This is a genomic window from Thermus thalpophilus, from assembly GCF_022760915.1.
Classification (GTDB): Bacteria; Deinococcota; Deinococci; order Deinococcales; family Thermaceae; genus Thermus; species Thermus thalpophilus.
Genome location: NZ_JAKTNS010000003.1, coordinates 34,656 through 47,007 on the forward strand (window position 1 = coordinate 34,656; position 12,352 = coordinate 47,007).

Annotated in this window: 9 protein-coding genes and 1 pseudogene; 4 read left to right on the top strand and 6 right to left on the bottom strand. The window is 67.4% G+C overall.

What is annotated here, in order from left to right:
• Positions 1 to 52 precede the first annotated feature (52 nt).
• Positions 53 to 2,479, top strand: coding sequence for a DNA mismatch repair protein MutS (gene mutS, locus L0D17_RS02150; protein WP_243093700.1), 2,427 nt, complete (start codon positions 53 to 55; stop codon positions 2,477 to 2,479).
• A complete protein-coding gene (gene mutL / locus L0D17_RS02155) occupies positions 2,476 to 4,104 on the top strand; it encodes a DNA mismatch repair endonuclease MutL (protein ID WP_243093701.1) in 1,629 nt (542 codons plus the stop codon). Before mutS ends, mutL begins: the two co-directional genes overlap by 4 nt.
• On the opposite strand, the pseudogene rraA reads toward mutL, so the two are convergent.
• A pseudogene (rraA, locus tag L0D17_RS02160) lies at positions 4,001 to 4,489 on the bottom strand (ribonuclease E activity regulator RraA); the annotation flags it as partial. The gene mutL and the pseudogene rraA sit on opposite strands and share 104 nt — an antisense overlap.
• 18 nt (positions 4,490 to 4,507) lie before the next feature.
• Between rraA and purU the strand changes: the two are divergent.
• Both purU and L0D17_RS02170 read left to right on the top strand, forming a co-directional pair.
• A complete protein-coding gene (purU, locus tag L0D17_RS02165) occupies positions 4,508 to 5,362 on the top strand; it encodes a formyltetrahydrofolate deformylase (RefSeq protein WP_039458422.1) in 855 nt (284 codons plus the stop codon).
• A gap of 46 nt (positions 5,363 to 5,408) precedes the next feature.
• Complete coding sequence (locus L0D17_RS02170) at positions 5,409 to 6,629, top strand: S1C family serine protease (RefSeq protein WP_039458424.1); 1,221 nt, start codon at positions 5,409 to 5,411, stop codon at positions 6,627 to 6,629.
• On the opposite strand, the gene L0D17_RS02175 is transcribed toward L0D17_RS02170, so the two are convergent.
• The 5 genes from L0D17_RS02175 to L0D17_RS02195 all read right to left on the bottom strand — a co-directional run bounded on the left by L0D17_RS02175 (position 6,626) and on the right by L0D17_RS02195 (position 12,346).
• Positions 6,626 to 7,039, bottom strand: coding sequence for a hypothetical protein (locus tag L0D17_RS02175; protein ID WP_243093702.1), 414 nt, complete (start codon positions 7,037 to 7,039; stop codon positions 6,626 to 6,628). The two genes, L0D17_RS02170 and L0D17_RS02175, sit on opposite strands and share 4 nt — an antisense overlap.
• Before the next feature lie 4 nt (positions 7,040 to 7,043).
• Positions 7,044 to 8,018, bottom strand: a complete 975-nt coding sequence (locus L0D17_RS02180) for a TAXI family TRAP transporter solute-binding subunit (RefSeq protein ID WP_243093703.1) — start codon at positions 8,016 to 8,018, stop codon at positions 7,044 to 7,046.
• Positions 8,019 to 8,056: 38 nt separating this feature from the next.
• Positions 8,057 to 10,165, bottom strand: a complete 2,109-nt coding sequence (locus tag L0D17_RS02185; protein WP_243093704.1) for a TRAP transporter permease — start codon at positions 10,163 to 10,165, stop codon at positions 8,057 to 8,059.
• Between the two features lie 61 nt (positions 10,166 to 10,226).
• Positions 10,227 to 11,210, bottom strand: coding sequence for a TAXI family TRAP transporter solute-binding subunit (locus tag L0D17_RS02190; RefSeq protein ID WP_243093705.1), 984 nt, complete (start codon positions 11,208 to 11,210; stop codon positions 10,227 to 10,229).
• Positions 11,211 to 11,242: 32 nt separating this feature from the next.
• Positions 11,243 to 12,346 (bottom strand): site-2 protease family protein, encoded by a 1,104-nt coding sequence (locus tag L0D17_RS02195; protein WP_039458431.1) that lies wholly within the window; start codon positions 12,344 to 12,346, stop codon positions 11,243 to 11,245.
• Positions 12,347 to 12,352: the final 6 nt, after the last annotated feature.

Here is a 12,352-nt window from a genome sequence, read left to right on the forward strand (position 1 = left end):
AGGTTAGCTAAAAGATGTCAATACCCCCTGGCCAAGCGGCATAATAAGAGGCATGCTCAAGGGCGAAGGCCCTGGCCCACTACCCCCGCTCCTTCAGCAGTACGTGGAGCTTCGGGACCGCTACCCCGACTACCTCCTCCTCTTCCAGGTGGGGGACTTTTACGAGTGCTTTGGCGAGGACGCAGAGCGCCTGGCCCGCGCTCTAGGCCTGGTTCTCACCCACAAGACCAGCAAGGACTTCACCACCCCCATGGCGGGCATCCCCATCCGGGCCTTTGACGCCTACGCCGAGCGCCTCCTAAAGATGGGCTTCCGCCTGGCGGTGGCGGACCAGGTGGAGCCGGCGGAGGAGGCGGAGGGGCTGGTGCGGCGGGAAGTGACCCAGCTTTTAACCCCCGGCACCTTGGTGCAGGAAACCCTCCTCCCCAAGGAGGCCAACTACCTGGCGGCCATCGCCACGGGCGACGGGTGGGGCCTAGCCTTTTTGGACGTGTCCACGGGGGAGTTCAAGGGGACCCTTCTCAGGAGCAAGAGCGCCCTTTACGACGAGCTTTTTCGCCACCGGCCTGCCGAGGTTCTTTTAGCCCCGGAGCTCCGGGAAAACGAGGCCTTTTTGGCGGAGTTCCGCAAGCGCTTCCCCGTGATGCTCTCCGAGGCCCCCTTTGACCCGGAAGGGGAGGGCCCCTTGGCCCTAAGGCGGGCTCAGGGAGCGCTTTTGGCCTACGCCCGCTCCACCCAGGGCGGGGCCTTGAGCGTGCAGCCTTTCCGCTATTACGACCCCGGGGCCTTCGTGCGCCTGCCCGAGGCCACCCTGCGGGCCTTGGAGGTCTTTGAGCCCCTAAGGGGGCAGGACACTCTCTTCGCCGTCTTGGACGAGACGCGGACCGCCCCGGGCAGGCGGCTACTCCAAAGCTGGCTCCGCCATCCCCTTCTGGAGCGGGGCCCTTTAGAGGCCCGGCTGGACCGGGTGGAGCGCTTCGTGCGGGAGGGGGCCTTAAGGGAGGGGGTGCGGCGCCTCCTCTTCCGTCTGGCCGATTTGGAGCGGCTCGCCACCCGGCTGGAGCTGGGGCGGGCTGGTCCCCGCGACCTCGCCGCCCTAAGGCGGAGCCTGGAGATCCTGCCGGAGCTCAATGCCCTTTTGGGGGAGGAGGCCATCCTGCCCGATCTGGGCGCTTTGCGGGAGGACCTAAAGGCGGCCTTGGTGGACGAGCCACCTTTAAAGCTTTCCGAGGGGGGGCTCATCCGCGAGGGGTACGACCCGGACCTGGACGCCCTAAAGCGGGCCCACGCCGAGGGGGTGGCCTACTTTGTGGCCCTGGAGGAGGCGGAGAAGGAGAGGACCGGCATCCCCACCCTCAGGGTGGGCTACAACGCCGTCTTCGGCTACTACCTCGAGGTCACCCGCCCCTACTACGAACGGGTGCCCAAGGAGTACCGCGCGGTGCAGACGCTAAAGGACCGGCAGCGCTACACCCTGCCGGAGATGAAGGAAAAGGAAAGGGAGCTTTACCGCCTGGAGGCCCTGATCCGCCGCCGGGAGGAGGAGGTCTTCTTGGCGGTGCGGGAACGGGCCAAGAAGGAGGCGGAGGCCCTAAGGGAGGCGGCCAGGGTCCTGGCGGAGCTGGACGTCTTCGCCGCCTTGGCCGAGGTGGCGGTGCGCCACGGCTACACCAGGCCCCGCTTCGGGGAGCGGCTTTGCATCCGGGCGGGGCGCCACCCGGTGGTGGAAAGGCGCACGGAGTTCGTGTCCAACGACCTGGAGATGGCCCACGAGCTCGTCCTGGTCACGGGGCCCAACATGGCGGGCAAGAGCACCTTCCTCCGCCAGACCGCCCTCATCGCCCTCCTGGCCCAGATGGGGAGCTTCGTGCCGGCGGAGGAGGCGGAGCTCCCCCTTTTTGACCGCATCCTCACCCGCATTGGGGCCTCCGACGACCTGGCGGGGGGGAAGAGCACCTTCATGGTGGAGATGGAGGAGGTGGCCCTAATCCTGAAGGAGGCCACCCAGGATAGCCTCGTCCTCCTGGACGAGGTGGGGCGGGGAACGAGCAGCCTGGACGGCCTGGCCATCGCCACCGCCGTCGCAGAGGCCCTGCACGAAAGGCGGTGCTACGCCCTTTTTGCCACCCACTACTTTGAGCTCACCGCCCTCTCCCTGCCCCGCCTTAAAAACCTTCACGTGGCGGCCAAGGAGGAGGAGGGGGGGCTCGTCTTCTACCACCAGGTCCTCCCCGGGCCCGCCTCCAAGAGCTATGGGGTGGAGGTGGCCAGGATGGCGGGGCTTCCCGAGGAGGTGGTGGAGCGGGCCAAGGCCCTCCTCCAGGCCATGGCGGCGCGGCGGGAAGGCGCTTTGGAGGAGGTCTTGGATCGGCTCCTTGCCCTGGACCCCGACCGACTCACCCCCCTCGAGGCCCTAAAGCTCCTCGGGGAGCTCAAGGCCTTGGCCCTGGGTGCGCCCTTGGGTAGCATGAAGGGGTGATCCGCCCCCTGCCGCCCGAGCTAAAAGGCCTCCTGGCCCGGGGCGAGGTGCTCCTTTCCGTGAAGGACGCGGTGCGGGAGCTTTTGGAAAACGCCCTGGACGCCGGGGCCAAGCGGGTGAAGGTGGAGCTTTGGGGTGGGGGCTTGGAAAGGCTTGTGGTGGAGGACGACGGGGAGGGCATCCCCTACGAGGAGCTTCCCCTCGCCGTGGAGCCCTTTGCCACCAGCAAGCTCCAAGACCCAGGGGCCATCCGCACCCTGGGCTTCCGGGGCCAAGCCCTTTACGCCCTGAGGCAGGCCGCCACCCTGCGCCTCCGCTCCCGGCCCAGGGGACAGCTTGGGGGCGGGCTTCTCCTCGCCCGGGGGGAGGGGGTGGCGGTGCGGCCCGTCCCGGCGCCCCCCGGCACCCGGGTGGAGGTGGTGGGCCTCTTTGCGGGAGAGGGGCGGGACCCAGCACGGGAGGCGCGGGAGGTCCAGGTCCTTCTCAAGCGCTACCTCCTCCACCACCCCCACTTGGTCCTGGCCCTTTTCGTGGAGGGGGAGGCCAGGCTCCTCTTCCCGGGGGCGGGGCTTAAGGAGGCGGCCCGCCTGGCCTTTGGCCGGGTGATGGCGGAAAGGCTTTTCCCCCTGGAGAAGCGGGCCCGGGAGATGGCCCTCTGGGGGCTGCTTTCCGGGCCCCAGGCCTCCCGCACTCGGGAGGACGCCCTCTTCCTTGCGGTGAACGGCCGCCCCGTGGCCTTTCCCCCGGGGCTTTTGAAGGCGGTGCGCCGGGCCTACAAGGAACTTCTTCCTGAAGGGCACTACCCCGTGGGCGTGCTCAACCTCACCCTGCCGCCTGGCCTTTACCGCCTGCGCCTGGACGCAAGAAAGGAGGAGGTGGCCTTAAGCCCTGAGGTGGAGGCCTTCCTGGAGGAGGCCATCCGGGAGGCTTTGGCGGGGAAAAACTTGGCCCGGCTTCTCCCCGAGCCCAAGCCCCTCGCTCCCCTTACCCCCCCCACGCCCTCCGGGCTGCCTCGGCTTCGCTATTTGGGGCAGTTCCGGGACAGCTACCTCCTGGCGGAGGGAGGGGACACCCTTTACGTGGTGGACCAGCACGCCGCCCACGAGCGCATCCTTTACGAGGACTTCTTGCGCCGCTTGGCAGAGGAGGGCCTCGCCCCCTTGCCCTACCCGGTGCTGGTGGAGCTCACCCCGGAGGAGGCCCTCCTCCTGCCCGAGGCGGAGGGGCTCTTCACCTTTGAGCCTTTTGGGCCGCAAAGGGTGCGCCTCCTGCGGGCGCCATCCTTCCTCCATCCCTACCCCTTCCTCCTCCCCGAGGTCTTCCGCGAGGCCTTGCGGGGGGAAGGAAGGAGCTTAAAGGGCCTCTTGGCCCGCTTGGCCTGCCTTCCCGCCATCAAGGCGGGCCACCCCTTGGGCCGGGTTCAGGGGCAAGCCCTTTTGGACGCCCTTCTCGCCTGCGAAACCCCTTGGGTCTGCCCCCACGGGCGGCCCCTGATCCTGGCCCTCAAGGAAGAGGAGCTCCTCCGCCGCTTTGGCCGCCGCTCGGGGGCGAGGGGAGGAGAAGAAGCCCGTCCTCATCCGCCACCAGATAGCTTCCCGGAAGCACCGTCCCCCAAGGAAGGCTAAGGGGCACGTCCACCTCGCCCTTGCCTTCCTTGGCGCTCTTCTTGGGGGTGGCGGCCAGGGCCAAGACGCCTAGGGGGAGGGCGGCGAGCTCGGCGGTGTCCCGCACCGCCCCGTGGACCACCACCCCGGCCCAGCCCCGTTCCCAGGCGAGCCGGGCCAGGTTGCCCCCCAAAAGGGCGGTGCGCAGGGAACCTCCCCCGTCCACGAAGAGCACCTCTCCCCCGCCTTCCTCCAGGATCTGGCGCACCAGGGCGTTGTCCTCGAGGACCTTTAGGGTCCGCACCCGGCCAGCAAAGCGCCGCTTCCCGCCGAAGGCCTGGTAGACCATGGGAACCGCCACCGCCTCGGGGTGGAGGTCGGAAAGGTCCGTGGTGGAAAGCTCCATGGGGATATAGTAGCCGGCATGGAGGCCAGGCTCCTCATCACCTGCCCCGACCGGCCCGGCATCGTGGCGGCGGTTTCCAGCTTCCTCTACGCCCATGGGGCCAACATCACGGATTTGCAGCAGCACTCCACCGACCCCGAAGGGGGCACCTTCTTCATGCGCCTCGCCTTCGCCACCCCCCACCTGGACCTCTCCCGCCCCGCCTTGGAGCGGGCCTTCCAGGAGGTGGTGGCGGAGCGCTTCGGCATGCGTTGGCGCATCGCCTACGCCTCGGAGCGGAAGAAGGCAGCCATTCTGGTTTCCAAGCCCGCCCACGCCCTTTTGGAACTCCTTTGGCGCTACCGGGTGAGGGAGCTTCCCATGGACCTGCGCCTGGTGATCTCCAACCACCCCGACCACCGGGAGGAGGTGGAGCGCTTCGGCATTCCCTACCACCATGTGCCCGTGGAGCCGGGCGGGAAGGAGGCGGCGGAAGACCGGATCCTTGCCCTTTTGGAAGGGGAAGGGGTGGAGCTCGTGATCCTCGCCCGCTACATGCAAGTCCTCTCGCCCCGCTTTGTGGAGCGCTACCCCATGGGGATCATCAACATCCACCACTCCTTCCTGCCCGCCTTCGCCGGGGCCAACCCCTACCGCCAGGCTTATGAACGGGGGGTGAAGCTCATCGGGGCCACGGCCCACTACGTCACGGAGGAGCTGGACGCCGGGCCCATCATTGAGCAGGACGTGGTGCGGGTCTCCCACCGCCACTCCGTGGCGGAGATGCGGCGGCTTGGCCAGGAGCTGGAGCGCACGGTCCTGGCTCGGGCGGTGCGCTGGCACCTGGAGGACCGGATCATCGTCCACGGCAACAAGACGGTGGTCTTCGTCTAATCGCCTCCTAACCGGGGGGGCGTAGGGTGGAAGGAGGAGGTGAGGCATGAACCTTGGCCGTTCCTTCGTGGGTTTCTTGGCCTTGGCCCTCATGGCGGGGGCCGTGCTTTGGTGGGGGATTTCCAACAGCCAGGCTCCAAGCGCCCAACCCCCCAAAGCTCCCACCGCCGAGGGCGGGCTTTTGGAGTACGAGCGGAACACCGTGGAGATCGTGGAGAAGTACGGGGACGGGGTGGTCTACGTGGCCGTGGTGACCCGGCCGCAAAACGTCCAGCTTCCCCCGGGCTTTGAGTCCTTCGCTCCCTTTCTCCAGATGCCGCCCCAGGAGGGCACGGGCTCGGGCTTCGTCATAGACAAGGAAGGGTACATCCTCACCAACTACCACGTGGTGGAAGGGGCGAGCCGCATCACGGTGAAGTTCCACAGCGACCCCAAGGAGTACCAGGCCCGTCTCGTGGGGGCGGCTCCGCCCTTGGACCTGGCCCTCCTCAAGGTGGACGCCCCCAAGGATAGGCTCGTGCCCCTGGTCCTCGGGGACTCGGATCGGATCCGGGTGGGGCAGAAGGCCATCGCCATGGGCAACCCCTTTGGGCTGGAGTTCACCGTGACCCAGGGGATCGTCTCCGCCATACGGGAGAACCCCGGGGCCATTGGGGACGATTCCGGCCTGGTACCCCAGGTGATCCAGACGGACGCCGCCATCAACCCGGGGAACTCCGGGGGGCCCCTTTTGAACTCCCGGGGCGAGGTGATCGGCATCAACACCGCCATTTTCACCCCCTCAGGCCAGTTCGGCGCCGCCCAGTTCGCCGGGGTGGGGTTCGCCCTGCCCATCAACCTGGTGAAGCAGTACCTGCCCGAGCTTAGGGCGGGGAAAACCTTGACCGCCGAGGAGATTATCCGGAGTCGCCCCAGGCTAGGGGTTTCCCTCATTCCCCTTTCCCTCTATCCGGAAAGGCTCAGGCAGCAGTACGGCCTGCCCGCCACGGGGCTCATGGTGCAGGAGGTGGAGCGGAATAGCCCCGCGGCCCGGGCGGGCCTCAAGGCCCCAAGCCGCTTCGCCTACATCCAGCTTCCCACCGGGGAGACCCTGCAGGTGGGGGTGGACGGGGACGTGCTCCTAAAGGCGGACGGGGTGCCCCTCACCTCCATCGCCCAGCTCCGCCAGGTGCTCTACGGGAAGAAGCCGGGGGAGGCGGTGGCCCTCGAGGTCTTCCGCCAGGGGAAAACCCTTACCGTAAGGGTGGTGCCCCAGGTGATGCGCTAAGGGGGCCAAAGGAGCCGGACCCTTAGGCACCCTCCCACCGCCTGGAACCACCGCCCTCCCAGGGCCAGGGCCAGGCCCACCTCCGAGCAGTAGCGGAGCTCTTTGCGCCGCTCCCGGGCTAAGCGCTCGTTCCACGGGTACTCGCCCCCCGTGTAGTAGGCTTCCGTCTCGGGGTCGGTGAAGGCCCGGAAGCCTTGGAAGGCCCAGAGGGGGTGGAACTCCAGGAGGACGGGCTTCCCCGTCACGGAGTTCACAAACTCCACCCGCACTTCCTGCCAGGGACCAAGGAGGATAAGCCTCCTGCTCTCAGGGCCTTCCACCTCCACCACCCGCAAAGAGGCCAAAACGAGGAGGGAAAGCCAAAAGGCCCAGCTCGCAAGGAGCCGGGCCGGAAGCTTCTTGGCCAGCATGCCCCTACTTCAGGGCCCCGATCTCGCGGAAGTAGCGCAGAGCTCCCTCGTGGTAGGGGATGGTGCCCCCCACGAAGCGCACGGCGTTTTCCGGGGAGGTGTCCTTGGCGGCGGCCACCGCTTGGCGCAGGGCGGGAAGGTTCTCAAAGGTGGCCTTGGTGAGGGCGTAAGCGGCCTCCGCGGGGAGGCTTTCCGGGCAGAGGAAGAGGTTCCAGAAGGTGAGGGTGGGGGTGTCGGCCCGGGTGCCGTAGACGCTTTTGGGGATAACCCCGGGGCCCGCAAGGCCGGGGAAGTGGCGGGTGAAGGTCTGGACCACGGTGCTCTTGGGGTCTAGGGGTACCAAGTAGATCCTCTGCCCCTTCCGGGCCAGGGCGGCGGAAAGCTCCGTGATGGCCCCCGTGGGCAGGCCCCCCGACCAGAAGAAAGCGTCAATGCTCCCCTCAGAGAGGGCATTGGCGCTTTCCTGTGCCCCCAAACGCTCCTGCTTGGCGAAGTCCTTGGGGCTAAGCCCCGCCGCCTGCAGGACCAAAAGCGCCTCCACCTCTGTGCCGGAGCCCGGGGCCCCCGTGGAGACCCGCTTGCCCTTCAGGTCCTGCACCACCCGGATGCCCGAGCCTTCCCGGGTGACGAGGTGGAGGTAGTTGGGGTACATGGCGAAGAGAATGCGGGCGCTTTTGGCGGGCCGCTCCCGGAAGCGCTCGTGCTGGCCTGTGTAGGCCAGGTAGGCGGAGTCGGGCAAGACGGTGCCGCAGTAGTAAGTGCCCCCGCCGGTGCGGGTTTCCAGGAGGAGGAGGTTGTCTATGGAGGCCGCAGTCTGGATGGCCTGGGCCTCGGCCACCCCCGCCTTGTTCCAGATCTCCGCCAAGGTGGTGCCGTAGTAGAAGTAGACCCCCCCCACCCCGCCGGTGGCGATGACCACCCGGGGTTTCTGGGCCACGGCCATCCCTAAGAGGGCTACCAGGAGGAGAACCCTTCTCATCGCTTTACCCCCTTTCTGGGGCTACGCTACCCCTTTTCCTACGGCGACGTCAAGCCCTTGGGCTTCATGAAGAAGGGAAGCCCCAGGAGGAAGGCGAGGAGGTTGAGGAGCGTGTGGGGGATGAAGAGGAGCAGGGCCAGGATCCCTAGGGCCCAGGCTTCCCAGCGCTTCAGGACCCGCCGGGTGTAGCCAACGCCGGAGGCGGAGAGGTAGATGATGCCCGCGGCCACGGCCAGGAAGCGCTCCAGGATCATGGGCCACGCTTCGCCGGGTGGGGAGTTTTCTAGGACGGGAACGATGAGGAGGGCGGTGCCGGCGTAGGAGAAGAGGAAGAAGAAGCCCACCAGGTACTTCGCAAGGGCCACCCGGGCGGCGTAGACCCCGGTCCGCAAGGGGTTGGTGCCGAAGACGCTGGCAGCGGCGTAGGCGGAAAGGGCCACGGGCGGGGTCACGTCGGCCAGGACGGCGTAGTAGAAGAGGAACATGTGGGTGGCGAGGAGGGCGGCGGAGTCGGGGATGCCGTTTTGCTTGGCCAGGGTGATGATGGCGGGGGCGGTGAGGGCGGAGGTGAGGACGTAGGTGGCGGTGGGGGGCACGCCCATGCCCAGGACCAGGCTGAAGAGGGCGGTGATGAGGGTGGCGAGGAGGAGGCTTTCCCCGGAAACCTGCTGCAGGAGCTGGCTGAACTTGGAGGGCAGGCCGGAGATGACCATCATGGCGAAGATGAGGTTGGCGGCGGTGACGGCGGCGCCGATAGGGAGGAGGGTGCGGAAGCCCTCGGCGAGGCCCTGGAAGATGGGGGCGATGCCCCTAGGCCTCAAGGTGGGGTCCAGGTAGGCGAGGAGGACGAAGAGGACCAGGGCCGAGCTGGCGGCGGTGCTCACCTCGTAGCCCAGGTAGAGCATGGCGATGATGAGGAGGATGGGGAGGAAGATGATGGAGTAGCGCAAGGCATAGGCCCGGCGGCTCATGCCGAGCTCCGCCCCCACCGGGGGGAGCTTCGCTTTGCGGGAGTAGAACTCGTTAAAGGCCAGGACGGCGGTGAGGTAAAGGAGGGCGGGGCCTATGGCCATGAGGGCCACCTTGAGGTAAGGGATCTGCAAGACCTCCGCCATGATGAAGGCGATGGAACCCAGGACCGGGGGGGTGATGAGGGCGATGGTGCCGGCGGTGGCCACGAGGCCGGCGGCGGTGAGCCTGTCGTAGCCGGCTTTTTCGTAGAGGGGCTTGGTGAGGGCGGCCACGAACTGGGTGTCCGCGGCCCCCGAGCCGGAGAACATCCCCATGAAGATGCTGGCGAGCCCCGTGACCCGCCCCGGGGTGGCGGGGTGCTTGCCCACCAGGGCCAGGGCCAGGTTGGCCACCACCCGGCCCAGGCCCAGGGCTCCGATCATGCCGGAAAGCAGGGTGAAGTAGACCAGGTACTTGGCGGAGACCCCGGTGATGAGGCCGTAGATGCCCGCCTCGGTTTCGTTGAAGGTCTTGCCCAGGAGGAGGTCAATCCCCTGCTTGGTGCCCTTAAAGGGCCCGGGAAAGACGTCGGCGTAGAGGTTGTAGCTGAAGAAGAAGAGGACCAAAACGGGCATCACCGGGCCCAGGAGGCGGTAGACGAGGCCCAGGACCAGCATGATGAGGCCGAAGGACATGGCCATGTCCCAGGGGGCGGGGAGGACGGCCCGGTAGACGAGCTCTTCAAAGTGGCGGAGTTGGTAGAGGGTGGGGAAAAGGGCGAGGAGGACGGCGAGGAGGTCGGCGGGGCGCTTGAGGGGAGGGAGGAGGGCGGGAAGGGTGGCCACCGCCCAGTAGAGGAGGCCCAGGGCCTTGGCCGCCGGGGGGAGCTCCACCCCGGGGATGCCCGGGAAGAGGAAGTGGTAGAGGGGGATGAGGGTGAAGAGGAAGTAGACCCAGGCGCCCAGGGTGCGCTTCCTCGGAAGATAAAAGGAGACGAGGTAGCCTCCCACGAGGAGGAAGAGGACGTGGGTGCTCCGCTCGAGCTGGACAATGTCCAGGATGGGGATGTCCGCTTTGGCCAAGGGGGTGAAGGGGTGGAGGACCAGGTAGAGGCTATAAAGGGCCCCCAGGACCAGGATCCAGTCCGTGAGGCGGCCTAGGGGGGTTTGGGGGGTTCTGGGGTGTTCCAGCTCCATGGCTTAGCCTCCAAAAGGCCCGGGGCCTGGGAGGTCCCAGGCCACCCGGGCGCCACGAGGATCACTTGATGAGGCCTTTCTCCTTCAGGTACCGCTCGGCCCCGGGATGGAAGGGGATGGGGAGCTTGCCGTAAAGCTTGGCGGTGGCCTCGAGGCTCGTGTCCTTGGCCGCGGCCACGGCGGTGCGCAGGGTGTCCAGGTTCTCAAACACCGCCTTGGTGATGCCGTAGGCCGCCTCGGCGGGAAGGCTGTCCGGGCAGACCACGATGTTGCCCGTGGCCAGGCCGGGGACGTCCGTACGGGTGTTGTACACGCTCTTGGGCACCCGGTAAGGATCCACCAGGCCGGGGAAGCGCTTCATGACCACCTGGGCCGTGGTGCTCTTGGGGTCAATGGGCACCAGGTGGACCCGGTCCCCCTTGCGGGCCAGGGTCTGGGAAAGCTCCACGATGGAGCCCGTGGGCACGCCTCCCACCCAGAAGAAGGCGTCCAGGGTGCCCTCCGCCAGGGCCTTGGCCCCCTCGGCCACGGGGAGGCGCTCCCGCTTGGCGAAGGTTTCCGGCTTCACCCCCGCCCCTTGCAGGACCAAAAGGGCCAGGTTTTCCGTGCTGGAGCCGGGCTGGCCCGTGGAAACCCGCTTGCCCTTCAGGTCCTGGACCACCTTGATGCCGCTCTTCTCGGTGGTGACGATGTGGATAAAGGAGGGGTACATGTAGAACAGGACCCGCTGGTTCTTGGCCGGCCGCTCCTTGAAGCGGGGCTCCTCCCCGGTATAAGCCAAGTAGGCGGAGTCCGTGGTGGTGAGGGCGCAGTAGTAGGTGCCCCCGCCCGTGCGGTCGCGGAGGAGTTGCAGGTTATCGTAGGAACCCCCGGTCTGCACCGGCTGGGCCTCCACCACCCCGGCCTTGTTCAGGATGTCGGCCAGGGCGGTGCCGTAGTAGAAGAAGACTCCCCCGGTGCTTCCCGTGCCGATGGCCACCCGGGGCTTCTGGGCAAGGCCCAATCCCAGGACCAACAAACCGATAAGGACCAAAGCTCGCTTCATGGGCACCTCCCGCATACTTTTGCGCCCCTAACCTACCCCACCCCCCTAGGCCTGTCAAGCCCAAGAAGCCGCACCTGGAAGGCCCTTAAGAGGTCCGTTTTGCTCAAGACCCCCACAAGCCTTTCCCCTTCCACCACCAGGGCCCGGACATATCCCCTTTCCGCCATGCGTTCCAAGGCGGCCAGGGCTTCCTCTTCCGGGGAGAGAAGGAGGGGCGCTTGCAGGTAGCGGGTCACGGGGGCCAAGGGGTCGGCCCCCTCCAAACCCTCCAGCCCCACCACCCCAAGGACCCTTTCCCCCTCCACCACGGGAAAGCCGGAAACCTTGTGGTGGAGGGCGAGGCGCACGGCCTCCGCCACGGGAAGGTCGGGGGGGAGGACGATGGGGTCAGGGGTCATGAGGTCCCGCACCCGAAGCCCTTCCAAGGCCTGGGCGAGGAGGGTGGCCTCCGCCTCGGCCCGGGAGGCCATGTAGACGAAAAAGGCGATGAGGACCAGAAAGGGGTTGAGGGCCAGAAGGCCGAAAAGCCCCAGGGCCAGGGCCACCGCCTGGCTTAGGGCCGCCGCCTGCTGGGTGGCCTTGGCGTAGGGCTTCCTTAGGGAGAGGAGGGCGCGGTAAACCCGCCCCCCGTCCAGGGGCAGGGCGGGGAGGAGGTTGAAGAGGGCCAGCATGAGGTTCACCAAGGCCAGGTGGTGGGTGAGGAACCCCAAGGCGCCGGAGGGTGCTTTTACGAGGTGGAAGAGGAGGGCCAAAACGAGGCTCACCGCCGGGCCCGCCAGGGCTATGGCGAGCTCTTTGGCGGGCTCCTTGGGGAGCCTTTCCATCTGGGCCACCCCGCCCAAAAGCCAAAGGGTGATGCGCCGGGTCGCCACCCCAAAGCGCCTTGCGGTGAGGGCGTGGCCGAGCTCGTGGAGGAGCACGGAAAGGAAAAGCCCAAGGGCAGCCGAAAGCCCCAAGAGGAAGGGCCAAGGCCCTTCCAGGAGGCCTGGGTCTTGGGGGAGGCCGAAGAGCTCCAGATAGAGGGGAAGGTTCCGCCCGATGAGGAAGGCCAGAAGGGGAAGGACCAAGAGGAAGGAGGGGTCTAGGTAAAGGGGGATGCCAAAGAGGCGGAAGAGGAAAATCCCGCGCCCCGCCATGCCTCA